This is a genomic window from Vogesella indigofera (assembly GCF_028548395.1).
GTDB classification, from domain to species: domain Bacteria; phylum Pseudomonadota; class Gammaproteobacteria; order Burkholderiales; family Chromobacteriaceae; genus Vogesella; species Vogesella indigofera_A.
The window spans coordinates 572424-597591 of record NZ_JAQQLA010000004.1 but is presented as its reverse complement, the minus strand read 5'-3'; the positions used below and the strand labels follow the sequence as shown (position 1 = coordinate 597591).

The 25168-nt window shown below is 65.8% G+C and carries 20 protein-coding genes; 9 read left to right on the top strand and 11 right to left on the bottom strand.

Features of this window, described 5'->3' with window-relative positions:
- Nucleotides 1-140 precede the first annotated feature (140 nt).
- Nucleotides 141-1400: a glutamate-5-semialdehyde dehydrogenase gene (locus tag PQU89_RS08560; protein ID WP_272756495.1), complete on the bottom strand. Its 1260-nt coding sequence runs from the start codon at nucleotides 1398-1400 to the stop codon at nucleotides 141-143.
- A gap of 288 nt (nucleotides 1401-1688) precedes the next feature.
- Between PQU89_RS08560 and PQU89_RS08555 the strand changes: the two genes are divergently transcribed.
- Both PQU89_RS08555 and PQU89_RS08550 read left to right on the top strand, forming a co-directional pair.
- Nucleotides 1689-3590, top strand: coding sequence for a propionate--CoA ligase (locus tag PQU89_RS08555; RefSeq protein WP_272765449.1), 1902 nt, complete (start codon nucleotides 1689-1691; stop codon nucleotides 3588-3590).
- Nucleotides 3591-3742: 152 nt separating this feature from the next.
- The gene (locus PQU89_RS08550; RefSeq protein WP_272765448.1) at nucleotides 3743-4477 is read left to right on the top strand and encodes a pseudouridine synthase; all 735 of its coding nucleotides are present in this window, start codon (nucleotides 3743-3745) and stop codon (nucleotides 4475-4477) included.
- Nucleotides 4478-4637: 160 nt separating this feature from the next.
- On the opposite strand, the gene PQU89_RS08545 is transcribed toward PQU89_RS08550, so the two are convergent.
- The 8 genes from PQU89_RS08545 to PQU89_RS08510 form a co-directional block, all read right to left on the bottom strand.
- On the bottom strand, nucleotides 4638-5018 hold the full coding sequence (locus PQU89_RS08545; protein WP_047965956.1) for a cupin domain-containing protein: 381 nt from the start codon (nucleotides 5016-5018) through the stop codon (nucleotides 4638-4640).
- A gap of 118 nt (nucleotides 5019-5136) precedes the next feature.
- Nucleotides 5137-7017: an MFS transporter gene (locus PQU89_RS08540; RefSeq protein ID WP_272765447.1), complete on the bottom strand. Its 1881-nt coding sequence runs from the start codon at nucleotides 7015-7017 to the stop codon at nucleotides 5137-5139.
- A gap of 260 nt (nucleotides 7018-7277) precedes the next feature.
- Nucleotides 7278-8534: a D-amino acid dehydrogenase gene (locus PQU89_RS08535; protein ID WP_272765446.1), complete on the bottom strand. Its 1257-nt coding sequence runs from the start codon at nucleotides 8532-8534 to the stop codon at nucleotides 7278-7280.
- Between the two features lie 129 nt (nucleotides 8535-8663).
- Nucleotides 8664-10700 carry a prolyl oligopeptidase family serine peptidase gene (locus tag PQU89_RS08530; RefSeq protein WP_272765445.1) on the bottom strand — a complete coding sequence of 679 codons (2037 nt, stop codon included), beginning with the start codon at nucleotides 10698-10700 and terminating at the stop codon, nucleotides 8664-8666.
- Between the two features lie 358 nt (nucleotides 10701-11058).
- Nucleotides 11059-12027 (bottom strand): hypothetical protein, encoded by a 969-nt coding sequence (locus PQU89_RS08525; RefSeq protein ID WP_272765444.1) that lies wholly within the window; start codon nucleotides 12025-12027, stop codon nucleotides 11059-11061.
- Between the two features lie 217 nt (nucleotides 12028-12244).
- Complete coding sequence (locus PQU89_RS08520; RefSeq protein WP_272765443.1) at nucleotides 12245-13003, bottom strand: sulfite exporter TauE/SafE family protein; 759 nt, start codon at nucleotides 13001-13003, stop codon at nucleotides 12245-12247.
- Nucleotides 13000-14028, bottom strand: a complete 1029-nt coding sequence (gene ltaE / locus PQU89_RS08515; protein ID WP_272765442.1) for a low-specificity L-threonine aldolase — start codon at nucleotides 14026-14028, stop codon at nucleotides 13000-13002. Before ltaE ends, PQU89_RS08520 begins: the two co-directional genes overlap by 4 nt.
- Nucleotides 14029-14156: 128 nt before the next feature.
- Nucleotides 14157-14381 (bottom strand): hypothetical protein, encoded by a 225-nt coding sequence (locus PQU89_RS08510; RefSeq protein ID WP_047966654.1) that lies wholly within the window; start codon nucleotides 14379-14381, stop codon nucleotides 14157-14159.
- 171 nt (nucleotides 14382-14552) lie between these two features.
- On the opposite strand from PQU89_RS08510, the gene tcdA reads away from it, so the two are divergent.
- Nucleotides 14553-15338, top strand: coding sequence for a tRNA cyclic N6-threonylcarbamoyladenosine(37) synthase TcdA (tcdA, locus tag PQU89_RS08505; protein WP_272765441.1), 786 nt, complete (start codon nucleotides 14553-14555; stop codon nucleotides 15336-15338).
- A gap of 114 nt (nucleotides 15339-15452) precedes the next feature.
- On the opposite strand, the gene PQU89_RS08500 is transcribed toward tcdA, so the two are convergent.
- Nucleotides 15453-16187: a substrate-binding periplasmic protein gene (locus tag PQU89_RS08500; protein WP_272765440.1), complete on the bottom strand. Its 735-nt coding sequence runs from the start codon at nucleotides 16185-16187 to the stop codon at nucleotides 15453-15455.
- Nucleotides 16188-16260: 73 nt separating this feature from the next.
- Nucleotides 16261-17895 (bottom strand): methyl-accepting chemotaxis protein, encoded by a 1635-nt coding sequence (locus tag PQU89_RS08495; RefSeq protein WP_272765439.1) that lies wholly within the window; start codon nucleotides 17893-17895, stop codon nucleotides 16261-16263.
- Nucleotides 17896-18200: 305 nt separating this feature from the next.
- Between PQU89_RS08495 and PQU89_RS08490 the strand changes: the two genes are divergently transcribed.
- The 6 genes from PQU89_RS08490 to PQU89_RS08465 all read left to right on the top strand — a co-directional run bounded on the left by PQU89_RS08490 (nucleotide 18201) and on the right by PQU89_RS08465 (nucleotide 25149).
- Nucleotides 18201-18797 carry a Maf family protein gene (locus tag PQU89_RS08490; RefSeq protein WP_272765438.1) on the top strand — a complete coding sequence of 199 codons (597 nt, stop codon included), beginning with the start codon at nucleotides 18201-18203 and terminating at the stop codon, nucleotides 18795-18797.
- A 15-nt stretch (nucleotides 18798-18812) separates the two neighbouring features.
- Complete coding sequence (rng, locus tag PQU89_RS08485; RefSeq protein ID WP_272765437.1) at nucleotides 18813-20309, top strand: ribonuclease G; 1497 nt, start codon at nucleotides 18813-18815, stop codon at nucleotides 20307-20309.
- A gap of 54 nt (nucleotides 20310-20363) precedes the next feature.
- Nucleotides 20364-21146 (top strand): serine O-acetyltransferase, encoded by a 783-nt coding sequence (gene cysE, locus PQU89_RS08480; protein ID WP_047966649.1) that lies wholly within the window; start codon nucleotides 20364-20366, stop codon nucleotides 21144-21146.
- A gap of 337 nt (nucleotides 21147-21483) precedes the next feature.
- On the top strand, nucleotides 21484-22326 hold the full coding sequence (locus PQU89_RS08475; protein WP_272765436.1) for an isopenicillin N synthase family dioxygenase: 843 nt from the start codon (nucleotides 21484-21486) through the stop codon (nucleotides 22324-22326).
- Nucleotides 22327-22661: 335 nt separating this feature from the next.
- A complete protein-coding gene (locus PQU89_RS08470; RefSeq protein ID WP_272765435.1) occupies nucleotides 22662-22892 on the top strand; it encodes a DUF2061 domain-containing protein in 231 nt (76 codons plus the stop codon).
- A 106-nt stretch (nucleotides 22893-22998) separates the two neighbouring features.
- Nucleotides 22999-25149 (top strand): UvrD-helicase domain-containing protein, encoded by a 2151-nt coding sequence (locus tag PQU89_RS08465; protein WP_272765434.1) that lies wholly within the window; start codon nucleotides 22999-23001, stop codon nucleotides 25147-25149.
- The last annotated feature ends 19 nt before the right edge of the window (nucleotides 25150-25168 follow it).

Below are 25168 nucleotides of genomic sequence, written 5' to 3'. Positions count from 1 at the left end.
TCTTGTGCACAGCTTATCCACAGCTGGCTGTGGAGGAGTGGCGCCACCGGCAGCGGCAGGCGTGGCAACGGCTGGCGGAAAAGACAATGCGCCGCGGGCAGGGCTGCCGGCGGCGCATCGGGGGTGGAACTGGCGCGGGCTTACTGGCGGATCTGGCCGTCGCCGAGCACGATCCACTTCTGGCTGGTGAGGCCATGCAGCCCCACCGGGCCGCGGGCGTGGATCTTGTCGGTGGAGATGCCGATCTCGGCGCCGAGGCCGTACTCGAAGCCGTCGGCAAAGCGGGTGCTGGCGTTGACCATCACGCTGGCGGAGTCCACCTCGCGCAGGAAGCGGCGCGCGCGGCCGTAGTCATCGGTGACGATGGCATCGGTGTGGTGGCTGCCGTAGTGATTGATGTGCTCGATGGCGTCGTCGATGCCGCCCACTACCTTGATGGCCAGCACCGGTGCCAGGTATTCGGTTTCCCAGTCGGCCTCGGTGGCGGCGACCACCTTGTCGCCGAGGATGCCCTGGGTGCGCTCGCAGCCGCGCAGCTCGACGCCCTTCTCCCAGTACGCCGCGGCCAACCTTGGCAGGATGAACTCGGCAAACGCGGTGTGCACCAGCAGCGTTTCCATGGTGTTGCAGGTGCCGTAGCGGTGGGTCTTGGCGTTCAGCGCGATGTTGAACGCCTTGTCCGGGTTGGCGGTGTCGTCGATGTAGACGTGGCAGTTGCCATCCAGATGCTTGATCACCGGCACCCGCGCCTCGCGGCTGATGCGCTCGATCAGGCCCTTGCCGCCGCGCGGCACGATCACGTCGACGTATTCGCTCATGGTGATCAGCTCGCCCACCGCGGCGCGGTCGGTGGTTTCCAGTACCTGTACCGCGTGCAGCGGCAGGTCGGCCACGCGCAGACCCTCGTGCACGCAGGCGGCGATGGCCTGGTTGCTGTGGAATGCCTCCGAGCCGCCGCGCAGGATCACCGCGTTGCCCGATTTCAGGCACAGGCCGGCGGCGTCGGCGGTCACGTTCGGCCGCGCCTCGTAGATGATGCCGACCACGCCCAGCGGCACGCGCATCTTGCCCAGCTGGATGCCGGACGGGCGGTAGGTGAAATCGTCCATCTCGCCGACCGGGTCCGGCAGCGCGGCGATCTGGCGCAGGCCCTCGGCCATGCCGTGCACGGTTTTTTCCGACAGTGTCAGGCGGTCGATCAGCGCTTCTTCCAGTCCGTTCTGGCGCGCGTTTTCCAGATCCACCATGTTGGCCGCAACCAGTTGTTCCAGATCGCGCTCGATGGCGTCGGCGATGGCCAGCAGCGCCTTGTTTTTCTGGTTGGTGTCGGCGCGGGCGATGGCGCGGCTGGCCTTGCGCGCGGCCTGGCCGACGACGTTCATGTAGTGTTTGATGTCCATGGCTTTGTCCTGTCCTGCGGGCGTTTTCTTAGCGTGACAGCGTACCGCATCTGCCCCGCTTTCGACCAGTGTTGTGCAACGCCAGTCGGCGGTAGCGCCGGCGAACGGCGGGCGGAATGCGCCGCCGGCTCGGCATTTCCGCAACGTCCAATTTCGCACCGGTCGCCGGCAGGTGGCGTGCGCATTGACCTTGCCCGCCAAAGGGCTTAATTTGTCTGACAAGCAACCGCTTGGTTGTTTAGAAGCAGACCGCGCGCCAGATGCGGCAGACACAAGAGAGACCCCGACATGACCTCGTACCACGACTTCCATCGCCGCTCCATCGACGACCCGGCCGGCTTCTGGGCAGAGCAGGCGCAACGCATCCACTGGCACAAGCCCTTCGACCAGGCGCTGCAGTACGACGAACCGCCGTTCCGCGACTGGTTTGCCGGCGGCGAGACCAACCTCTGCTACAACGCCATCGACCGCCACCTGGCCGCGCGCGGCGAGCAGGCGGCGCTGGTGTACGTGTCGAGCGAGACCGGCGCCGAGCTGCAGTACAGCTACGCGCAGCTGCACGAGGAAGTGGCGCGCTTCGCCGCCATCCTGCAGGCGCAGGGCGTGGAAAAGGGCGACCGGGTGCTGATCTACATGCCGATGATCCCGGAGGCGATCTTCGCGATGCTGGCCACGGTGCGCCTCGGCGCCATCCACTCGGTGGTGTTCGGCGGCTTCGCCTCCGCCAGCCTCGCCACCCGCATCGAGGATGCCACGCCCAAGGTGCTGGTCACCGCCGACGCCGGCATGCGCGGCGGCAAGGTAATCGCCTACAAGCCGCTGGTGGACGAGGCGCTGACGCTGGCCGGCGCCAGCGCGCCGGGCAAGGTGATCGTGGTCAACCGTCACCTGGCCGAGGCGCCGATGATGAAGCCGGGGCGCGACCTCGACTACGCCGCGCTGCGCGAGCAGCATCTGAACGACCGCGCCGAGGTGACGTGGGTGGAGTCCAACCACCCCAGCTACATCCTGTACACCTCCGGCACCACCGGCAAACCGAAGGGCGTGCAGCGCGATACCGGCGGCTACGCGGTGGCGCTGGCGGCGAGCATGGACTACATCTACGGCGGCAAGCCGGGCGAGTGCTACTTCTCCACCTCCGACATCGGCTGGGTGGTCGGCCACTCCTACATCGTCTACGGCCCGCTGCTGAACGGCATGACCACGCTGGTGTACGAAGGGCTGCCGATCCGCCCCGACGCCGGCATCTGGTGGCAGCTGGTGGAAAAGTACAAGGTCACGGTGATGTTCTCGGCGCCGACCGCCATCCGCGTGCTGAAGAAGCAGGATCCGGCCTGGCTGCACAAGTACGATCTCTCCAGCCTGCGCGCGCTGTTCCTCGCCGGCGAGCCGCTGGACGAGCCGACCGCCAGCTGGATCGCCGCCGAATTGCAGGTACCGGTGCTGGACAACTACTGGCAGACCGAAACCGGCTGGCCGATGCTGACGCTGTGCAACGGCGTCGAGCCCAAGGCGGTCAAGTTCGGCAGCCCCGGGCTGCCGGTGTACGGCTTCAACGTCAAGCTGTTCAACGAGGCCACCGGCGAGGAAGTCGGGCCCGGCGAGAAGGGCGTGATCGGCGTGCTGCCGCCACTGCCGCCGGGCTGCATGAGCACCATCTGGCAGCAGGACCAGCGCTTCGTCGACACCTACTTCAGCCTGTTTCCGGACAAACTGGTGTACTCCAGCTTCGACTGGGGCATCAAGGACGCTGACGGCTACTTCACCATCCTCGGCCGCACCGACGACGTGATCAACGTCGCCGGCCACCGCCTCGGCACCCGCGAGATCGAGGAAGCGGTCAGCAGCCATAGCGCCATCGCCGAGGTGGCGGTGGTGGGGGTGGAAGACAGCCTCAAGGGTCAGGTACCGAAGGCGTTTGCGGTGGTGAAAAATCCGGCGCTGCTCGACGACCCGGCCAGCCGTGCCAAGCTGGAAAAAGAAGTGATCGCGCAGGTGGCGGCGCAGCTGGGCGCGATCGCCAACCCGGCGCGGGTGTACTTCGTCAACCAGCTGCCCAAGACCCGCTCCGGCAAGGTGCTGCGCCGCTCAATCCAGGCGCTGGCCGAAGGCCGCGATCCGGGCGACCTGACCACGCTGGACGACCCGGCCGGCATCGAACAGATCCGGCAGAGCATCGAGCAGGCCTGAGCCGGCGGAGCGGCAAGCCGCGACGGTCGCCGTCGCGGCTTTTTGCTGTCCGGCGCCGGCCGTTTCTGCCGCGTGCGGCCAACGTTGGCCGCACAGCGGTGGCAAAACAGCGGATAATCGTTGCCCGATTCCCTACATTTCAGATTGCCGCCATGTCCGACGACACCATCCGCCTTTCCAAACGCATGACCGAGCTCGGCCTGTGCTCCCGCCGCGAGGCCGACGAATTCATCGAGCAGGGGCTGGTCAAGGTCGATGGCGTGGTGGTCGACGTGCTCGGCAGCCGCGTGCGCCCGGAACAGCGCATCGAGCTGGAGGCGCGCGCGCTGAACGAGCAGGCCGAGCGCGTCACCCTGCTGCTGCACAAGCCGGTCGGCTATGTCAGCGGCGCGGCGGAGATGTCCGGCGAACGCCCGGCGTGGCAGCTGATCAAGGCCGACACCCTGTCGCCGGCCGACCGTTCCGGCTACACCTTTCTGCGCAAGCACCAGCTGCACCTCGCCGCCGCCGGGCGGCTGGACGTCGATGCCTCCGGCCTGCTGGTGCTGACCCAGGACGGCCGCGTGGCGCGCAAGCTGCTGTCCGGTGACTGCGAGCAGGAATTCCTGGTATGGATCGACCGTCCGCTGGACGACGCCGGCCTCGCCGCGCTGAAGGCCGGCGTCAACAGCGACGGCGACAGGTTGACCGCGCTGCGCGTCAGCCGCCAGAGCGACAGCCAGCTGTGCTTCGTGCTGCGCGAAGTGCAGCGCCGCCACATCCAGCGCATGTGTGCCGCGGCCGGGCTGCAGGTGAAGGCGGTGCGCCGCATCCGCATCGGCCGTGTGCGGCTGGGCGAGCTGCAGCAGGGGCAGTGGCGCTACCTGACCGAGAACGAGAAATTCTGACACGGCGCCGTGTCACGCGGTGCCGGCAAGCAAAAACCCCTGCTTGAGGCAGGGGTTTTTGTTGGGCGTTTCGCGGCAATTCGCGCCGGCGCCGCGCTCAAAGCCCCCAAGGTTGGCCGCATCGGCGCTGCGGCCAACCTTGGGCGTGATAAACGCTGGCTCAGTCCTTGCGCGCCAGGCGGTCTTCCTCGAACACGGCGAAGGTCTTCTTCGCCGGCTCCACCACCTCCCAGATGCCCTCGAAGCCTTCCGGAATCACGAAGTGCTGGCCGGCGACGATCTCGACCATGCCGCCGTGGTCGTCGTGCATGCGCACGCGGCCTTCCAGCAGGGTGCAGAACTCGCACTCGGTGTACTTCACCCGCCACGCGCCGACCCCGCCGGACCACAGGCCGGCGTGGAACTGGCCGGTCGGATCGCTGTAGTGCATCTCGACGGTTTGCTGGCACTCACCGGCCAGGCGGCGCTCCAGCGGCGCGGAGAACGAGTCCGGGGTGATGTCCTGCTGATGGAACAGGACGATATCGTTGGCGTTGGACATTGAACGCTCCTCTGTGGTGTTATTTTCTACAACATGTTGATTATGTTTGACACTTTGGCACAGCTGGCCGCCGGCGGCAAGCCACGGCGCCCGATTGTGATCAAATTTTGCGGGCGGCTCAGCGCCAGTCGCCACGCAACTCGCTGACCGTCCGCTGCAGCGCGGCGGCGCTGACCTCGCTCGCCGCCAGCGCCGGCGCCGCCTTCAGCGCGATGCGCGACCAGAAGCGGCGCGGCCAGCTCAGCATCGCCTTGCCGTAGCGGCGCGAGAAAAAGCTGCCCCACATGCCGCATAGCGCCATCGGCACCACCGGCACCGGCGTGCGCGCCACGATCTCCTCGATGCCGAGCTTGAACAGGCTGATCTCGCCGTTGTCGGTGAGCTTGCCCTCCGGGAAGATGCACACCACCTCGCCGGCGGCCAGCGCCGCGGCTACCTCGTCGAAGGCGCGCGCCTTGGCGTGCGGGTCTTCCTTCGCCGGCGCGATCGGGATGGCGCGCGCGGTGCGGAACACAAAGCCGAGCAGCGGGGTGCGGAAGATGTGGTGATCCATCACGAAGCGGATCGGGCGCCGTACCGCGCCGGCGAGGATCAGCGCGTCCATGAAGCTGACGTGGTTGCACACCAGTACGCAGGGGCCGTGCTCCGGAATCTGTTCCAGCCCGTGGTGGCGCACGCGGTACAGGGTGTGGGTCAGCAGCCAGATCACGAAGCGCATCAGGAATTCCGGCAGCAGGCTGTAGATGTAGGCGGCCACTACCAGGTTCAGCAGCGCCGCGATCAGCAGCACCGTCGGGATGCTGACGCCGTTGGCGGCCAGCACCGCCGCAAACGCCGCCGACACCACCATGAACAGCGAGTTGAGGATGTTGTTGGCGGCAATGGCGCGCGAGCGGAATTCCGGCGCCGAGCGCGACTGCACCAGCGCGTACAGCGGCACGATGTAGAAGCCGCCGAACACGCCGATCAGCGCGAAGTCGGCCATGGTGCGCCAGTTGCCGGCGCTGGCGATGAAGGCCAGCCAGTCCAGCGTGGCAGCCGGATGCGGCGGGGTGGCGAAGTAGAGGTCGATGCCGAACAGGCACAGCCCCAGCGAGCCGAACGGCACCAGCCCCAGCTCCACCTTGCGCCCGGACAGCTTCTCGCACAGCATCGAGCCGGTGCCGACGCCGAGCGAAAACAGCGTCATCAGCAGCGTGTACACCGTGGCGTCGCCGCCGAGCACGTCGGAGGCATAGGTCGGCAGCTTGGACAGGTAGATGGCGCCGAGGAACCAGAACCAGGAGATGCCAAGCAGGCTCAGCCATACCGGCCGGCTCTGCTTGGCGTGGCGCACGATGCCCCAGGTCTGGCGCGCGAAGTTCCAGTCGATCGGCAGCGCGGCGGCGGTCGGCGCCGCCGGCGGCATCTTCCGCGCTGCGGCCAGGCCGGCCAGCGCGCAGGCCAGGAGCGCCAGCACAATGCTGATGCGGCTGTCGTCGGCATTGACCAGTACCGTGCCGGCCACCTGGCCGAGGATGATGGAGACGAAGGTGCCCATCTCGATCAGGCCGTTGCCGCCAACCAGCTCGCCGGGACGCAGGTACTGCGGCAGCACGCTGAATTTCAGCGGCCCGAACAGGGTGGAGTGCACCCCCATCAGGAAGATGGTACTCATCAGGATCACGCCGTCGTGCCGCCAGAAGCCCAGCGCCGCCAGCAGCATGATGGCGATTTCCACCTGCTTCACCAGCCGCGCGATGGCGGCCTTGTCGTACTTTTCGCACAGCTGGCCGGCGGTGGCGGAGAACAGGAAGAAGGGCAGGATGAACAGCGCCGCCGCCAGCTGGATCATCAGCTCCGGCGCCAGTCCCAGCATCTGCATGCCGTGGAAGTTGATCAGCACGATCACCGCGTTCTTCAGCAGATTGTCGTTGAAGGCGCCGAAAAACTGGGTGACGAACAGCGGCAGGAAGCGCCGGGTGCGGAACAGGTCGAACTGGTTGGGGTGGTGCGACATGGTGCGGCGAGTCTCGAGGGGCCGGGTGGGCGATGGCTGCATGGTAAGGCAGCGTGAGCGTTGCGGCCAACCTTTGCAGCCGCGCGCGTGCCGCCGTCGTGGCGGTGGCGGCTCACAAGCGGTTCACGATCCGCGGCAAGGGGTCGCAACGGCGCTACGGCGCTGAAAACGGCTGCGGCATGCCTTTATCCCTGCCTAAACGCGTTTTCCTCAGCCGTTTGCGCCCCGTCGCGCGTCAGTGCGCGATGGTGAGTACGCGCTCACAGCGCCGGGGCGGGGAAGGCGATGTCCGGTGCGCGCCCGGCGATCAGGTCGGCCAGCAGCCGGCCGGAGCCGCAGGCCATGGTCCAGCCCAGCGTGCCGTGGCCGGTGTTCAGCCACAGCTTGCGGTAGCGGCTGGCGCCGATGTAGGGCACGCTGGACGGCGTCACCGGCCGCAGTCCGCACCAGAATTCCGGCGGCGCGCTGTCGCGCAGATCGGGGAACAGCTGGCGTGTGCGTCGCAGCAGCGCGTCGCAGCGCACCGGGTTGAGCGCGAGGTCGAAGCCGGCGAATTCCGCGGTGCCGGCGATGCGCAGTCGCTGCCCCAGCCGCGAGAACACCAGTTTGTACTGGTCGTCGGTGAGGCTGGTCACCGGCGCGACGCTGTCATCCGGCAGCGTCAGCGTGGCAGAGTAGCCCTTGGCCGGAATGACCGGTAAGGACAGCCCCAGCGGTCGCAGCAGCAGCGGGCTGTAGCTGCCCAGCGCCAGCACGAAGCCGTCGGCGACGATGCGCTCTCCGCTGGCGGTGTGCGCGGCGACGATGCTGTCGCCGTCGCGTTCCAGGCGACTGATGACGGTATCGAGGCGGAAGCTAACGCCGGCGCGGCGGCAGAAGTCCGCCAGCTGGCTGCTGAAGCGTTGCGCGTCGCCGGATTCGTCCTCGGCGGAGAAATCGCCGCCCACCAGCTGGCGGCGGGCGCTGGCCAGCGCCGGCTCGATCGCCACGCACTCGTCCGCCGTCAGCGGGCGGCGGTCGCAGCCGTAGTCGCGCATGATGTCGGCGGCGTGCAGCGCCTGCTCGAATTCCTTCGCGTCGGTATACAGGTGCAGGATGCCGCGCTGCAGCTGGTCGTAGTGCAGGCCGCCCTGCGGCGCCAGCTCGGCGCGCAGCGCCTGCAGGCAGCTGCGGCTGTACTGCGCCAGGGTGGTGATCGGGCGGATGTTGGCGCGGGTGCGCCGTGCGCGGCACTCCAGCAGGAAGCGCCAGCTCCAGCGCCACAGCGCCGGATCGGCGCGCAGGCGCAGCAGCAGCGGCGCGTCCTCCTGCCCCAGCCACTGCCAGATCTTGCGCGGCGTGGCCGGGTTGGCCCACGGCTCGGCGTGCGACACCGCGATCTGGCCGCCGTTGGCAAAGCTGGTTTCCTGCGCGGCGGCACCCTGGCGGTCGATGACGGTGACCTCGTGCCCGGCGCGGGACAGATACCAGGCACTGGCGACGCCGACCACGCCGGCACCGAGGACGACGATCTTCATGCGCGTTCCGGAGTATAGAAGTGAAGAAAAGCCCGGCAAACGGGCCGGGCTATGGTAACGGGGCCGCGCACTCGCGGCCAGTGCCTTGCGGCCAACCTTGTATCCAGCGCAAGGTCGGCCGCACGCCGTTCAGTCCATCAGCTGGCGATACAGGTAGACCAGCACCCGCGCCAGTTCCTCGGCGGTCTGCTCCTGGCCGGTATTGCCGCCGTGGCCGCCGCCGCTGGTTTCGAGGAACAGCACCTGGTGACCGAAGGACTGCATGCGCGCCACCATCTTGCGCGCGTGCGCCGGGTGCACGCGGTCGTCCTTGCTGCTGGTGGTGAACAGCGCCAGCGGGTAGCGCGCGTCGGCGCGCACGTGGTGGTAGGGCGAGTACGCCGCCAGCGCCGCGCGCTCGTCCTCGTCCTGCGGATCGCCGTATTCGTCGATCCAGCTGGCGCCGGCCAACAGCTCGGTATAGCGCAGCATGTCCAGCAGCGGCACTTCGCACACCACCGCGTTGAACAGCTCCGGCCGCTGCACCATGCAGGCGCCGACCAGCAGGCCGCCGTTGCTGCCGCCCTCGATGCCGAGCCGGCGTGCGCTGGTGATGCCGCGCGCGATCAGGTCTTCCGCCACCGCGATGAAGTCGTCGAAGCTGACCTGGCGATGGATGCCCTGCGCCGCCTGGTGCCAGGCGGGGCCAAACTCGCCGCCGCCGCGGATGTTGGCGACCACGAACACGCCGCCCTTTTCCAGCCACTGCGGGCCGAAGTTGTCCATGTAGTAGGGCATCATCGGCACTTCGAAACCGCCGTAGCCGTACAGCAGCGTCGGCGCGCTGCCGTCACGGGCGAGGTTGCCGCGATGGACGATGAAGTAGGGGATCTCGGTGCCGTCGCCGGCGCGCGCGTGCAGCTGTTCCGCAACAAAGCCGGTCGCATCGAAGGCCAGCGGCTGCGAGCGCAGTACCTCCGGCTCGCCGCCTGCCAGCAGATCCAGCCGGTACAGCGCGGCCGGGGTCAGGAAATCGCTGTAGCTGTAGTAGAGCAGATCGCTCTGCCACGGCTGGTCGGCGAACTCGATCACGCCGCCGCTGGGCAGCGGGTTGGCGTGCGGCAGCCAGTCGTCGCCCTGCCGGCACAGCGTCACCAGCCGGCTCTTCACGTTGTCGATGACGATGATGGCCAGCAGGTGCAGCGTCGCCTCCACCATCTCCACCGACTGCCGCGCGCCGGGCACGAACAGCGCGGCGATGCGGCCAACGGTGCCGCTGGCCGCGTCGCAGGCCACCGCCAGCAGGCTGCCGGCGGCGTAGGTCTGCCCGTCAACCTCCCAGTCCTCGGCCAGTTTCACGATCAGGTCGCCGTGGCTGTAGGCCTCGATCTCGGCGCGCGGCGGCAGCGGCAGCGCGGTGAGCGCAAGGTTGGCCGCAACGTGATGGTAGGTCTTGCTGTAGAAGCTGTCGGAGGCCTCTATCATGTCGAACGGCGTGCCGTCGGCATCGAGAAAGCGCCACGCCGCCGCCATCATCGCCTCGTCGTCCAGCTGCAGCAGGCACCGCGCCTCGTCCCAGCTCTGGCCGCGCTCAAGCAGCCACACCTCGCGCGGATAACCGGCACGGGTCAGCTGCGATTCCTCCCACGCCGGGCACACGAACACGCTGTCCAGATCGCGCCACGCGATGTGGTTCTTGCCGTAGGGGAAGCTGAAACCGCCGGCGACGAAGGCCTGCGCCTCGACGTCGTACTCGCGGCTGACGGTGGCGTCGGAGCCGCCCGGCGTCAGGCTCAGCAGCGCGCGCGCCGGCTGCTCGGTGTAGTGCGCCACGCCGTCCAGATACCAGTCCACCTCTTCCGTCGCCGCCAGCGCGTCGATGTCCAGCACCGTCTGCCAGTCCTGCGAATTGGCACGGTAGGCGTCCAGCGTGCAGCGGCGGTAGATGCCGCGCGGATGCTCGCCGTCCTGGTGGAAGTTGTACAGCCAGCCGTCGTACTCGGCAAAAAACGGAATCTGCCGCGTGTCGCGCAGGTTGGCGAGGATGCTGTCTTTCAGCGCGTCAAAGCGCGGGTCGCTGTCGAGTAGGGTCTGGGTGGCGGCATTCTGGTGCGCCACCCATTCCAGCGCGGCGTCGTCGTCGAGGCTTTCCAGCCACTGGAAGTCATCGGAAGTGTGATCGGTCATATCGGGACAGGCAAAGGTTGGCCGCAAGGGCAGCGATGGCCGGATTGTGCGGCAGAAGGGGACGGCGGTCACGCGGGATGTGGCGGTGGGAGGAGCGTCGTAGCAGTTACGCCCTTAAGTTAGGGCTGCAGATTGGCCAACGCGGACATCCCGGATGTTTCTAGCTGAATGACTGCAATAGAACTCAAGTCTGCTATCGGTTTGCCAGTTGCGGCATTGAGGATACGGCCACTCAGGAACGCTTGGCACGAGGGGGAAAGCAGGGAAGGGAATCTGTAAGTTGTAACTTGCTAGGCATTCCGCTCGACGAAGTTGTTTGATGGAAAAGCCATACTGGCATTGCGCGTTGACGTTGAGATTATGCTTCGTCCGCGACACCGAACAGGGCATATGTTTTTTTCCGGAGCGCGGCGCTACAAAATTCATCCATATCCATGAGGCTGATGATTGCATCAACTTGCTCTTTGCTCCGATGTGGAAGGGAAAGTACTCGTTCAATTGAGGACTTGGATAGGTACTGATTAATGTACTGGAAGGGGTTTAGATCTTTCGGAAGGTGCGAGATGGTTGTGTTCCAATCGTGCATCTTACTGATGCCTTCGTAGTTGCGTTTGTATTGAAGATACTGCTGTATCTCGGCACTGTACTTGGCGTACACGGCACCGCGATGCCATGAATAGAACGAGTGAACGTGCTCACGATAGGTAAAGAAAAGCTCGTGTAGATCTATTGGATCTACTGAAGCTTCGATGTATTTCTTCGCCTCAAGCGTCCAGTTTGACCAAGCCAGAAGTTCTTTCTTTTGCACAACAAACCTAGCCCGTCTTCCTTCGAAGGCGGGACCAAGTGAGATGGTCCAGTTGGTTTGTGCGATACGCCAGTGTGAGTTGTAGTTCCTCAAATCCTGAAGAAAAGCATGAATTCCTGGTGTCGAAAAGTGCGTCGTGAGTTGATTTTGGTAGTCTGGAACTGGTGTTTTTCTCTCGAAATTCCGTGCATGATCGACAAGTGACATGACGGAAGTAGTGCAGTTAAAGAGCCGTCTTTTTACCTCCCTAGTATGTTGTTCTGCAGCACAACCTTCGGCTTCGTACCAGAAAGAAGGACTCTGGCTTCTCTCTGCGAACAGAGATATTTCATCGATAAGATCAGAAATATTGACATTTAGTATCCATACTGAGTCTTCTAACTCTTGAATGGAGCGCCATAATTTTCCTTCTTCTGTTTCTTCAATCGCAGCTTTTGCGTCTGTAAAGCTACGGAAGATAGCCGTTTCGATATCTGTTCGCGTCCAAGGTTTGGGAATAGTGTCGAGGTAACGAGTCATGATCTTATCGGTCATTAGGATGTCAAAATACCGGATGATTTAGTAATCATATGGACCGACCTTGGCCAGCTTTATGGATATATATCCGAACAATTGCGGCAGAATCAGGGTCGGTTTTGTAAATAGCCGGTCAATGACCGCTTTGGCCGAGGCGTTGCCATCTGCCAGCCTTCAAACAAATTCCAGCTACCGTTTACATTGCTGCTTGATTGCAACCTCAGCCGTACACCTTCCAGAAAAACGCCAGCGTCAGCACGCTGCCCAGCGCCACCACCACGCGCTTGAGCCAGATCGCCGGCAGGCGGCGGGCGAGGCGGGCGCCTGCCACGCCGCCGGCGATGGTGCCGGCCAGCATCACCAGCGCCGCCGGCCAGTCGACGATGCCGGCGGCGATGAAGGTCACCACCGCCACGCCAGAGATCACGACCGACAGCCAGGTTTTCAGCGCGTTCATCCGCGTCAGCGTGTCCAGCGCGAACAGGCTGTACAGCGCCAGCATCATGATGCCCATGCCGCCGCCGAAGAAGCCGCCGTAGATGCTGACCACGAACTGCCCGGCGAGCAGCCCGCCGCGGCTGCGGTGGGCGTTGGCCGCGTGCCGGCCCATCCAGCGGGTGAGGGTGGCGCTGAAGGCGAACATGGCGGTGGCGAGCAGGATCAGCCACGGGATCAGCACGTCAAACAGTCGTGGCGATACCACCGTCACCAGCCAGGCGCCGAGCAGGCCGCCGGCGAGGCTGGCCACGCTCATGCCGGCGAACTGGCGCTGGCCGACGAGTTCGCGGCGGAAGGTCAGGCTGCTGGCGACATAGCCCGGCCACTGCGACACCGAGCTGGTGGCGTTGGCGACAATGGGCGGCAGCCCGGCGGCGACCAGCGCCGGGAAGGTGAGCAGCGTGCCGCCGCCGGCGACGGCGTTGAGCGTGCCGGCGGCAAACGCCGCCGCGAACAGCGCCAGCGCGAGGGTGAGCGTCATGCCGCCAGCACGCTGGCGAACACGGCGACGATGCGGTCGATCTCGGCGCGGCCAACCTGCCAGTGCGTGACCAGCCGCATCAGGCCGTGTTCGGGGCCGTTGGCCTTGATACCGGCATCCGCCAGCGCAGCCATCAGCTGGCCGCTGTCCAGCGTGTCCGGCAGGCGGAACCACACCATGTTGATGTGCACGTCGTCCAGATTGACGCTGATGCCGGGCAGGGCGGCCAGTTGCTCGGCCAGATAGCGGGCGTTGGCGTGGTCTTCCGGCAGGCGGGTCACCATCTCGGTCAGCGCCAGGATGCCGGGCGCGGCCAGCACGCCGGCCTGGCGCAGGCCGCCGCCCAGTAGCTTGCGATTCTTGCGCGCGCGGGCGATGAAGGCGGCCGGGCCGGCGAGGATGGAGCCGACCGGTGCGGCCAACCCTTTGGACAGGCAGCACATCACCGTGTCGCTGTAGCGGGTGATGTCGCGCACCTCGCAGCCCAGGTGCACCGCGGCGTTGAACACGCGCGCGCCGTCCAGGTGCACCGGCACGCCGTGCTGCTGCGCGACGTCCCACACCGCCTGCATGGCGGCCAGCGGGATGACGCGGCCGTTGCTGTGCGCGTTCTCGACGCAAATCAGCCCGGTGCGCGGCCAGTGGATGTCGTCACCGACACGGATGCGCTTTTTCACCTCATCGGCGCGCAGCACGCCGTCGGCACTGGCGATGGTGCGCAGCTGCACGCCGGCAATCACCGCCGCGCCGCCGGTTTCGTGCCACACGATGTGGCAGTCGTCGCCGAGGATCACTTCGTCGCCGCGCTGGCAGTGGGTGTACAGCGCCAGCTGGTTGCCGAAGTTGCCGGAGGGCACGAACAGCGCGGCTTCCTTGCCCAGAATGCTGGCTGCCAACGTTTCCAGCTCGCGCACGGTGGGGTCGTCGCCGTAGACGTCGTCGCCGACCACGGCGTCGAACATGGCCTGGCGCATGGCGAGGGTGGGCTGGGTTACGGTGTCGCTGCGGACGTCAAGCACGGACATGGCGGGCTCCAAATGACACACGGCAGCCGTGGGGCTGCCGTGTCGGGGTTGATCGGCAATGACACGATTGTGCCAGCCGTCATCGAGCCTGTAGAGGCCTATTTCGGATCAGTGTGTTCCGCGCGGGGTCAGCGAACGTGGTAGGCGGCCTTGATGGCGTCGGCCTGTTGCCGGGCGGCGGCCAGTGCGCTGCCGGGCATGCTGATGTCGGCACCGCAACTGCAGCGCAGCGGCTGGTCGGGGGCCAGGCTGGCCAGGTGCTGGCGGGTTTGGTGGCTGCACTGCGGGCAGGCAATCACCACCGTGGCCTTGTAGTGCTTGTCCAGATCGATGTCAAAACGCGGCAACTTCATGCGCAATCTCCCGGTTGTCGCTGCCGCCCGCGGGATGCGGTGGCAGAATTTTTATGTTAGATCAACGATTTGCCTTGGCAAGGGCTGTTTGCACCGGCAGCGGCCGCCTTGGCAGCAGGGGGGCGTTTTCGGTATGCTTGGCCGTTTTTTCCTGATGAATGTCGAGCGAAGATGAGTGCCGATCTGGAACGCCGCTTTGGCGGTATTGCCCGTTTGTATGGTGACGCGGCCTTGCAGCGTTTTGCTGCGGCCAGGGTCTGCGTGATCGGCGTCGGCGGCGTCGGCTCGTGGGCGGTGGAGGCGCTGGCGCGCAGCGGCATCGGCCACCTGACGCTGATCGACCTCGACAATATTGCCGAGTCCAACACCAACCGCCAGCTGCCGGCGCTGGACCCGTACTACGGCATGGCCAAGGTTACCGCGCTGGCCGAGCGCGTGCGCGCCATCAACCCGGCCTGCGTGGTGACCGAGGTGGAAGACTTCGTCACCGAGGACAATCTGGAGCCGCTGCTGGGGCAGGGCTACGACTACATCATCGACTGCATCGACAGCCTGAAGATCAAGACCGCGATCACGGCCTGGTGCGTGCGGCGGCGGCAGAAATTCGTGGTTTCCGGCGGTGCCGGCGGCCAGATGGACCCGTCGCGCATCGCGCTGGCGGATCTTTCGCAGGTGACGGAAGACCCGCTGCTGTCCAAGCTGCGCTACAACCTGCGCCGCAATCATGGTTTCACGCGGGAGTTGGGCAAGAAGCTGGGGGTGCCGTGCGTGTACTCCACCGAGCCACTGGTGTATCCGCAGGCGGCGGCCTGCGAGGTGGGTGAGGTGGGCGAGGCGCGCGGGCCGCAGGGGCTGTCCTGCGCCGGCTTTGGCGCCAGCATGGTAGTCACCGCCAGCTTCGGCCTGTTTGCCGCGTCGCAGGTGCTGAACCAGCTGGCGCGCACCGCCAAACGTTAGGGCCTGTTAACGCTTGTTTCATCGCGGCGGCCGGTCTTTCCCGGAGGCAGCGCGCGAAAAACGGCCCTGGCTGGGTGATTCCTTGCCGGGGCCGTTTGACCGTGTTAACAGGCGCTAATTGCGCGGCAGCTGGTACTTGTCGCGGTAGAACTGCTGGATGCGCTCGTACTCGCCGCTGCCTTTCAGCTTCAGCAGCGCGGCGTCGAAGTCCTGGCGTAGGCGCTCGCTGCGAAAGCCGACATGGCGCGGCGAGCTGGGGAACAGCGCGTAGCTGAGTACCGCCTGGCTGCGGTTGTTGAGATCGCGCTGCGTCGGGTTGGCGTGGAAGATCAGTTCGTCGCCGATCACCACGTCGACGCGGCGGTTGAACAGCATCTTGTTCTGGATGTCCTGGTCGCCCTGTTCCGCGTAGCTGGGCGCGCTCTCCACCGCGCGGCGGAAGTCGTCGCCGAGCAGGCGGCGCGCGTTCTGGAACGCCACCACCCGGTACTGCGCCAGCTGCGACAGCTGCGTCAGCACGATGCCGCTGCCCTGCAGCACGATGGCGCGGTTGCGGTAGTGCAGCAGCGGCTGCGAATAGAACACCCCTTCCAGCGACCCCGGCACCAGCGACAGCATGGCATCGACCCGGCCGCTGTCCAGCATCGCCAGCCCGCGTGCCTGCGGCAGCTGCACCACCAGTGGCTGGTGGCCGGCCAGCCGCAGCGTGGCCAGCGCCAGCGCCACCTCCAGCCCGCTGTTGCCACCCGCCTCGACATACGGCGGTTTGGCGAGGCCGACGGCCAGCCGCACGATGTCGGCGTGCGCGCCGGCGGAGAACAGGCAGCAGATCAGGAGCAGGCGTAGCATGCGGTACCGTTCTGTCATTGGCGGGGCGTAATCTCCAGATTAGATCAAAAGCAAAATGACAGGTAACTGATCGTTACATCTTGAAGCGCGCCAGCGACAGGTTCAGCAGTCGCGCGGTCTGTTCCAGGCTGCCGGCCTCATCCGACAGCTGCTGGCTGGTCTGCCCCTGCTGCGTGCTTTGCTGGTCCAGCTGCTGCATGCCGTGGTGCATTTGCTGCAAGTCGTTGCGGATAGACTGCTGCTCGCTGACGATCTGGCCGAAGCGGCTTTCCAGTGACGCCAGCACCTGCCGCGTCTGTTCCAGCGCCTGCTCCATCGAGGTGGAGGCGCCGGACAGGGTGGCGGCCTCGTCGGCCTGGTGGGTGATAATGCCGGCGGTATCGTGGATGGTGTTCAGCAGCTTGGCGACAAAGCTGTCGGTCTCCGACAGCGTGTTCTGCGTCTGGCCGGCCAGCTTGCGCACCTCGTCGGCGACCACGGCAAAGCCGCGTCCGGCTTCGCCGGCACGGGCGGCTTCGATGGCCGCGTTCAGCGCCAGCAGGTTGGTCTGCTCCGAGATACCGGCGATGCGCTGCAGGATCTGGGTGATGTGCTGCACGTCGCTGGACAGCGCGTCAAAACGCTGCGCCAGCTCGCGGTTGGCGGCGACGTGGCTCTGCATGTCCTGTGCCATCACCCCGACCTGGCTGCGCGACTGCTGTAGCTGCTGCTGCACCGCTTCCATGTGCTGCTGCACCTCGTCGATGGTGTGGCGGCTGTTTTCCGCCAGGCCGTGGATGCGCTCGCTGCGCTGCGCCAGCTGGCTCAGCTGCTCGCGGCTGCTGCTGCTGGAGCTTTGCGTGTCGTGCGCATTCTGGCGCACGTTTTCGGCGCTGTGGAAGGTGTCGCGGGCGTGGTTGGCGACATCGAGCAGGGTGTCGCGGAAACGCTGGCACAGCAGGTTGAAGCTGTGCGCGATCTGCGCGATCTCGTCACGGCCCTGCGGGCGCAGCGGCGCGTTCAGCTGGCACTCCTCGGCGTGCAGCGCGATGTGGCTGGAGATGCGCAGGATGGCGCGCGATACCAGGCCGGACAGCCACCACGCGATCAGGGTGCCGATCAGTAGGCTCAGGCCGCCGATGAGCAGGGTCTCCTCCAGCACCCGCTGGCGCGAGGCCAGCGCGTCGGAAAGCAGGATGTCGGCGGCGATCACCACCTGCTGGCCACCGATGGTCTGCGGGATGAACACCGAGCGGAAGGTGCCGTACTTGTCGGTGTATTCGTCAAATTCGATGCTGTTTTGCCGGAAGCTGCGCTTCAGGCCGTCACTGGGCTCGTACTCTTCCAGGTGGTGACCGAAGGAGTTCTCCGCCAGTTCCTTTTCGCCGGCGCCATCGGCGAGATAGACGATCTTGCCGTTCTTTTGCCACAACAGGTACAGGTAGACCACGTTGAACTGTTTGGCATAGGCGTCCAGCTTGCGGGCGTTGCTGACCATCTGCGCCTGGCTGATGCTGCCGGGGCTGAACATGCTGGCGAGGAACTGGTCGCCGAGCAGGGCCGGCACCGCGCGCGCGCTGGCGTTGAGACGGGTATCGATCAGCGCCATCGCCTGTTCGCTGCTGCGCAGGTAGGTGTGGGTGCAGAACGCCAGCACCGTGACGATGTTCAGGAGCAGGAACAGGCAGGCCAGCTTGGTGCGCAGGCTGATGTCGTGCAGCAGTTTCATGGGGTCGCCATCCTTGTTATTGCAGTGGGGAAGATGCCGTGCGGGCTGTATTTTTTCATGACTTATAGATCAGAGAGGCGATATTGCCACTTTTCTGATTTGTCACAATGTTTTTCGAGTGAAACGACATTTTTCATGTTGTATGAAATGACATTCGCGCACGGCGGCCGCCCCCGGCGGGACAAAGCTTGGCCGCAGGATGGCGTGTCGCCGGCCGGCGCCAGCGCGCGCGGCCAACATATCCGGCACTGGCCCGCTCTGGTAATCTTGTGGCAATTGCGTTTCCCTTTGCAGATTGCCCGCTCATGAATTCCCGAAAGATCCGTCTTTATCTGGCCTCCGGCAGCCCGCGCCGCCGCGAGATCCTCGAACAACTTGGTTTCCAGCTGGAGCGCGTGCACGCCGACGTCGACGAGACGGTGCAGCCGGGCGAGGACGCCGTCGGCTACACCCAGCGTCTGGCTGCGGAAAAGGCCGCCGCCGGCTGGAGCGTGGCGATGGCACTGGAGCTGCCGTCGCGGCCGCTGCTGTCGGCCGACACCACCGTGGTGCTGGACGGCGAGATCTTCGGCAAGCCGACCGACGCCGACGACGCCTTCCGCATGCTGCGCGCCTTTTCCGGGCGCACCCACCAGGTGCTGACCAGCGTGGCGATTCGCGAGGGCGAGCGTACCGAGATCGCCACCAGCTGCACCGACGTCACCTTCAAGCCGCTGAGCGACGCCGAGATCGAGCGCTATCTCGATACCGGCGAACCATTCGACAAGGCCGGTGCCTATGGTATTCAGGGCAAGGCTTCGGTATTCGTGCAGCACATTTCCGGCAGTTTCACCGGCGTCGTCGGTCTGCCCGTCTTTGAAACCGCGCAACTGCTGGCGGCCTTTGACATCACCCTGCCCTGAGCACGAAAGGCCACCATGCTGCAACAACCGATTCCCCTGCCACGCGATCTGCCTCGTCCGAAAGAGCAGATCCTGGTCAACATCACGCCGCAGGAAACCCGGGTCGCGGTGCTGGAAGACGCCGTGGTGCAGGAGCTGCACATCGAGCGCGCCGCCAGCCGCGGCATCGTCGGCAACATCTATCTGGGCCAGGTCAAGCGCGTGCTGCCCGGCATGCAGAGCGCCTTCATCGAGATCGGCTTCGAGCGCGCCGCCTTCCTGCACATCGCCGATGTACTGGAACAGCGCCAGCACCCGAGCGAGCCGCAGCGCATCGAGAAGATGCTGTTCGAGGGCCAGACCGTGCTGGTGCAGGTGATCAAGGATCCGATCGGCACCAAGGGCGCGCGGCTGTCGACGCAGATCAGCCTCGCCGGCCGTTTCCTGGTGCACCTGCCGCAGGAAGAACACATCGGCATCTCGCAGAAGATCGAGGTCGAGGCCGACCGCCTGTCGCTGAAGGCGCGGCTGGAAAAGCTGCTGCCGGACGGCAGCCCGCGCGGCTACATCATCCGCACCAGTGCCGAGACCGCCACCGACGAAGAGCTGCGTGCCGACGTCGAGTACCTGTCCAAGCTGTGGTCCGACATCCGCCACAAGTCGCAGCACCTGCCGGCCAAGAGCCTGCTGTACGATGATCTGCCGCTGGCGGTGCGCGTGCTGCGCGACATGGTCAGCGACCACACCGAAAAGGTGATCGTCGACTCCACAGAGAACTACGGCAAGATGGTCGAGTTCGCGGAGAACTACGTGCAGTCGGCGGTGGACAAGATCGAGCGCTACAGCGGCGAGCGGCCGCTGTTCGAGCTGCACGGCATCGAGACCGAGATCGAGAAGGCGCTGTCGCGCCGCGTCAACCTGAAGTTCGGCGGCTACCTGATCATCGACCAGACCGAGGCGATGACCACCATCGACGTCAACACCGGCGGCTTTGTCGGCAACCGCAACTTCGACGAGACCATCTACAAGACCAACCTGGAAGCGACGCTGGCACTGGCGCGCCAGCTGCGGCTGCGCAACCTGGGCGGCATCATCATCGTCGACTTCATCGACATGGATAATGCCGAACACCGCGAGGCGGTGCTGGCCGAGCTGGCCAAGGCGCTGGCGCGCGACCGCACCCGCGTGACGCTGAACGGCTTCACCAGCCTGGGGCTGGTGGAGGTGACGCGCAAGCGCACCCGCGAGAGCCTGGCGCACGTGCTGTGCGAGTCGTGTCCGGTGTGTCAGGGCCGCGGCGAGATCAAGACCGCGCAGACGGTGTGTTACGAGATCCAGCGCGAGATCGTGCGCGAGACGCGCCGCTTCGAGGCCAAGGGTTTCCGCATCCTGGCGTCGCAGAGCGTGATCGACATGCTGCTGGACGAGGAATCGCAGAGCCTGGCGATGCTGATCGACTTCATCGGCAAGCCGATCTCGCTGTCGGTGGAAGCCACCTACAGCCAGGAACAGTTTGACGTCGTGCTGTTGTAAAGCGCAGGGCTGCCGCCACGTTGGCAGGGTGGCAGCAACAGAAAGGCAGTAGAAATGAGTGAAGCAAACCGCGATCCCTTGTGGCTCGCCATCCTGCAGGAAACCGAACAGGCGGTGCGTGACGAACCGCTGCTGGCCAGCTTCCTGCACATGACGGTATTGCGGCACAGCACGCTGGAAGACGTGCTGGCCTTCCACCTGTCCAGCAAGCTGGCCAGCCCGGTAATGGACGCCCGCGCGCTGCTGGAACTGTTCCGCGAGGCGCTGGCCGCCGATCCGCAGATCAGCCGCGCGATGCGCGCCGACATCAGCGCCTGCTACGACCGCGATCCGGCCTGCGACCGCTACTCCACGCCGCTGTTGTACTTCAAGGGCTTCCATGCGCTGCAGAGCCAGCGCATCACCCACTGGCTGTGGCAGCAGGACAGAAAGACCCTGGCGTATTTCCTGCAAAACCGCATCTCCGAGGTCATGAGTGCCGACATTCACCCGGCGGCGCGCATCGGCGAGGGCGTGATGCTGGATCACGGTACCGGCGTGGTGGTCGGTGAAACCGCGGTGATCGGCAATAACGTGTCCATCCTGCACGGCGTGACGCTGGGCGGTTCCGGCAAGGAACGCGGCGACCGTCACCCGAAAATCGGCGACGGCGTGATGATCGGCGCCGGTGCCGCCATCCTCGGCAACCTGCGCGTCGGCGAGTGCGCCAAGGTCGGTGCCGGCAGCGTGGTGCTGGACGATGTGCCGCCGCACACCACGGTGGCCGGCGTACCGGCCAAGGTGGTGGCGCAGCTGGGTCCGGGCACCCCGGCACTGGACATGGACCAGCGCGTGTAGCCGCCGCGCGCGTCCGCACCGTACGGCAAGCCAGACGGCTTGCCGTTTTTTTTTTGTGGCGGCGTGTCATGACCGCCCGTGCGGCAAAGGTTGGCCGCAATGCGGTGGCCGCCCGCCGACGCGTGGCCCGAAGCGCGGCTGGTGATCGCGGCAGCGCGCGCCGCCGGGTGCTATTGTTATGGCATTAATACTGCAAAATGCGGCGTGACGGGCAACGTAAATGACGTTGGTAAATTAAATAGGGTGCTTTCGTGCACGGGCGCGGCTGTGTAGAATCGGCCGCCGTGTCCCGTCCCGATATTGCCTGACGGTCACTTTCTGCAAGGGAACCCTTCCCATGAATGTACGCGTTGTAGACTACCGCGCCGCCGATGCGGCCGCACAATTCACCCGCAGCCTGCACGAAACCGGCTTCGGCGTACTAGTCAACCACCCCATCCCGCAGGATCTGGTCGAGAGCATCTACCGCGACTGGCTGGCCTTCTTCGACAGCGAGCAGAAGCACGACTACGCGTTCTCGGTCGAGAAACAGGACGGCTACTTCTCTACCGCGATCTCGGAAACCGCCAAGGGCGCGACGCAGAAGGACATCAAGGAATACTTCCACGTCTACCCGTGGGGCCGCATCCCGGCGCAGCTGAAAACCGACGCGATGCGCTACTACGACACCGCCAACGCGCTGGCGGCCGAGCTGCTGGGCTGGGTGGAGCAGTACACGCCGGCCGACATTGCCGCCGGCTACAGCGAGCCGCTGTCCGGCATGATCCAGGGCAGCAACAAGACGCTGCTGCGCGTGCTGCGCTACCCACCGCTGACCGGCCAGGAGCCGGAAGGCTCGCTGCGCGCCGCCGCGCACGGCGACATCAACCTGCTCACCATCCTGCCGGCCGCCAACGAGCCGGGGCTGCAGGTGCAGGACATGGACGGCAACTGGATCGACGTGCCGTGCGACTTCGGCATGCTGATCATCAACATCGGCGACATGCTGCAGGAAGCGTCGCAGGGCTACTATCCGTCCACCCAGCACCGGGTGGTGAATCCGACTGGTGCCGGCGCGAGCAAGAGCCGGGTGTCGCTGCCGCTGTTCCTGCACCCGCGCGACGAGGTGGTGCTGTCGGCGCGCTACAGCGCCGGCGCCTACCTCGACGAGCGCCTGCGCGAACTGGGCGTGAAGATGTAAGCCAGGCTTGCGGCCAACCCTGGCCGCCGGCTGAGCGCCGGCGCCTCCGCAATTTGCGCGGCGGACGCAGCTTGTCACCATGTGGCCGCCGGCCTTGCCTGGCGGCCACGTTTTTTTCTGTCGCGCGCGGCCTGAGCCGCATCCTGTTGCCCGCGCCCGCGCCCGTGTCCGGTCGGGGGGACGACCACATGGGCTGCGCTGTTTGCTGCCTTGCAGTCTCAGCATCTCGATCTGAATTGTCGCTATTGATGTACTAAAAACATTCAATTTTAACTATCGAATGCAACTGGCTATCATCACCCTGTACCGCATCACCAGCCAGCCGGGAGGCCATCATGCTCAAGACCGTCACTTTCGCCATCTGCCACTTCAGCGTGGCGTTCTCGGTCGCCTGGTTGCTGACCGGAAGCCTTGGCATCGCCAGCCTGCTGGCACTGGTCGAGCCGCTGGTGAATACCGTCGCCTACTACTTCCACGAGAAGGCGTGGGACGGCATCCGCGCGCGGCGGCAGCGCGCGCCGCATCACGCCAGCGCCGGCCGGCACGGCTTTTCTCACGCTCATTGAGCAGGCCGGTGGCGACAAGGTTGGCCGCAATGCGTTGCGGCCAACCTTGTCCGGGCGGGTGGTGGTGTAGAATCGGCGTTTTGCGCGTCACCTCAAAGCCTGCCCCATGAATAACGATCTGCTCGCCGGTCTCAATCCCGAACAACTCTCCGCCGTCACCTGGCCCGCCAAGAGCGCGCTGGTGCTGGCCGGTGCCGGCAGCGGCAAGACGCGGGTGCTGACCACGCGCATCGCCTGGCTGCTGCAGACCGGGCAGACCAGCCCGGCCGGCGTGCTGGCGGTGACCTTTACCAACAAGGCGGCGCGCGAGATGCAGACGCGGCTGGCGGCGATGATCCCGGTCAACGTCAAGACGATGTGGATCGGCACCTTCCACGGCCTGTGCAACCGCTTCCTGCGCGTGCACTACCGCGACGCCGGCCTGCCGCAGACCTTCCAGATTCTCGATTCCGGCGACCAGTCGTCGGCGATCAAGCGCCTGCTGAAGAGCCTCGACATCTCCGACGAGAAATTCCCTCCCAAGCAGGTGCAGCAGTTCATCAACGGCCAGAAGGAGTCCGGCGTGCGCGCCGGCGAGCTGTCGGCGCACGACCCCTACACCCGCAAGCTGATCGAGCTGTACGCCGCCTACGACGCGCAGTGCCAGCGCGAGGGCGTGGTCGATTTCGCCGAGCTGCTGCTGCGCAGCTACGAGGTGCTCAGCCGTAATGCCGCACTGTCTGAGCACTACCGCAACCGTTTCCGCTTCGTGCTGGTCGACGAGTTCCAGGACACTAACCGCCTGCAGTACGCGTGGCTGAAGCTGCTGGCCGGGCCGGACAACGCGCTGTTCGCGGTCGGCGACGACGACCAGTCGATCTACGCCTTCCGCGGTGCCGAGGTCGGCAATATGCGCGCGCTGCTGTCCGATTACGGCGTCAGCGGCCCGATCCGGCTGGAGCAGAACTACCGCTCGGCAGGCACCATTCTCGACGCCGCCAACGCGCTGATCGAGCGCAACGACGGCCGCCTCGGCAAGAGCCTGTGGACCGACGCCGGCCCCGGCGACAAGATCCGCCTGTACGAGGCCTATTCCGACGGCGAAGAGGCGCAGTTCATCGTCGACGAGGTCAAGGCGCTCGCGCGCGACGGCTGGAACCTGGCCGACATGGCGGTGCTGTACCGCTCCAACGCGCAGTCGCGCATCCTGGAACACGTGCTGGTGCAAAGCGGCGTCGCCTACCGCATCTACGGCGGGCTGCGCTTCTTCGAGCGGCAGGAGATCAAGCACGCGCTGGCCTATCTGCGGCTGGTGGCCAACCCCGAGGACGACAACGCGCTGTTGCGCGTGATCAACGTGCCGGCGCGCGGCATCGGCGCGCGCAGCGTGGAAAACCTGCAGACCGCCAGCCGCGAGCAGGGCGTCAGCCTGTGGCAGGCGCTGTGCGGCGCCGGCGGCGGCCGCACCGCCGGCAAGCTGGCCGAGTTCGTGCGCCTGATCGACAGCCTGCGCCAGCGCTGCGAAGGCCTGACGCTGGCGGAAACCATCAGCCTGATCATCGACGATTCCGGCCTGCGCGCCATGTACGAGGCCGACCGCAAGGACGGCGAGGAGCGCCTCGCCAACCTCGACGAACTGGTCAACGCGGCGCTGGGCTTCCTGGCGCAGGAGCCGGCGATGGCGGTGATTGAATTCCTGACCCAGGCCAGCCTGGAGGCCGGCGACCACCAGGCCGACGCCGGTGCCGACGCGCTGCAGCTGATGACGGTGCATGCGGCCAAGGGGCTGGAATTCGACGCGGTGTTCGTCGGCGGGCTGGAGGAGGGGCTGTTCCCGCACGAGAACAGCATGAACGACGGCAAGGGGCTGGAGGAGGAGCGGCGGCTGATGTACGTGGCGATGACGCGCGCGCGCAAGCGGCTGTACCTGTCCAGCGCGCAAAGCCGCATGCTGCACGGCCAGAGCCGCTATCCGATCCGCTCGCGCTTTGTCGACGAGCTGCCGGCCGAGCTGTTGCAGGTATTGTCTGCTACCGTTAAAACGGCGGCGCCGGTGCGCGACAGCTACGCGCAGGGCCGCATCGCGGCGGCGCCGCTGGCGGCCAACCTTGGCGGCTGGAAGATGGGGCAGGGCCTGCGCCACACCAAGTTCGGCGACGGGGTGGTGATCAATGCCGAGGGCGCCGGCGACGATGTGCGCCTGCAGATCAATTTTGCCGAGCACGGCATCAAGTGGCTGGATTTGCGTTACGCCAAAGACAAACTCAGCGCGCAGTAAGCGCTGTCCGCCACGGCGG

What these genes read in the sequence shown, in the direction of transcription:
- PQU89_RS08560 (WP_272756495.1), bottom strand. Translation starts at nt 1,400, where the DNA reads ATGGACATCAAACACTACATGAACGTCGTCGGCCAGGCCGCGCGCAAG.
- PQU89_RS08555 (WP_272765449.1), top strand. Translation starts at nt 1,689, where the DNA reads ATGACCTCGTACCACGACTTCCATCGCCGCTCCATCGACGACCCGGCC.
- PQU89_RS08550 (WP_272765448.1), top strand. Translation starts at nt 3,743, where the DNA reads ATGTCCGACGACACCATCCGCCTTTCCAAACGCATGACCGAGCTCGGC.
- PQU89_RS08545 (WP_047965956.1), bottom strand. Translation starts at nt 5,018, where the DNA reads ATGTCCAACGCCAACGATATCGTCCTGTTCCATCAGCAGGACATCACC.
- PQU89_RS08540 (WP_272765447.1), bottom strand. Translation starts at nt 7,017, where the DNA reads ATGTCGCACCACCCCAACCAGTTCGACCTGTTCCGCACCCGGCGCTTC.
- PQU89_RS08535 (WP_272765446.1), bottom strand. Translation starts at nt 8,534, where the DNA reads ATGAAGATCGTCGTCCTCGGTGCCGGCGTGGTCGGCGTCGCCAGTGCC.
- PQU89_RS08530 (WP_272765445.1), bottom strand. Translation starts at nt 10,700, where the DNA reads ATGACCGATCACACTTCCGATGACTTCCAGTGGCTGGAAAGCCTCGAC.
- PQU89_RS08525 (WP_272765444.1), bottom strand. Translation starts at nt 12,027, where the DNA reads ATGACTCGTTACCTCGACACTATTCCCAAACCTTGGACGCGAACAGAT.
- PQU89_RS08520 (WP_272765443.1), bottom strand. Translation starts at nt 13,003, where the DNA reads ATGACGCTCACCCTCGCGCTGGCGCTGTTCGCGGCGGCGTTTGCCGCC.
- ltaE (WP_272765442.1), bottom strand. Translation starts at nt 14,028, where the DNA reads ATGTCCGTGCTTGACGTCCGCAGCGACACCGTAACCCAGCCCACCCTC.
- PQU89_RS08510 (WP_047966654.1), bottom strand. Translation starts at nt 14,381, where the DNA reads ATGAAGTTGCCGCGTTTTGACATCGATCTGGACAAGCACTACAAGGCC.
- tcdA (WP_272765441.1), top strand. Translation starts at nt 14,553, where the DNA reads ATGAGTGCCGATCTGGAACGCCGCTTTGGCGGTATTGCCCGTTTGTAT.
- PQU89_RS08500 (WP_272765440.1), bottom strand. Translation starts at nt 16,187, where the DNA reads ATGCTACGCCTGCTCCTGATCTGCTGCCTGTTCTCCGCCGGCGCGCAC.
- PQU89_RS08495 (WP_272765439.1), bottom strand. Translation starts at nt 17,895, where the DNA reads ATGAAACTGCTGCACGACATCAGCCTGCGCACCAAGCTGGCCTGCCTG.
- PQU89_RS08490 (WP_272765438.1), top strand. Translation starts at nt 18,201, where the DNA reads ATGAATTCCCGAAAGATCCGTCTTTATCTGGCCTCCGGCAGCCCGCGC.
- rng (WP_272765437.1), top strand. Translation starts at nt 18,813, where the DNA reads ATGCTGCAACAACCGATTCCCCTGCCACGCGATCTGCCTCGTCCGAAA.
- cysE (WP_047966649.1), top strand. Translation starts at nt 20,364, where the DNA reads ATGAGTGAAGCAAACCGCGATCCCTTGTGGCTCGCCATCCTGCAGGAA.
- PQU89_RS08475 (WP_272765436.1), top strand. Translation starts at nt 21,484, where the DNA reads ATGAATGTACGCGTTGTAGACTACCGCGCCGCCGATGCGGCCGCACAA.
- PQU89_RS08470 (WP_272765435.1), top strand. Translation starts at nt 22,662, where the DNA reads ATGCTCAAGACCGTCACTTTCGCCATCTGCCACTTCAGCGTGGCGTTC.
- PQU89_RS08465 (WP_272765434.1), top strand. Translation starts at nt 22,999, where the DNA reads ATGAATAACGATCTGCTCGCCGGTCTCAATCCCGAACAACTCTCCGCC.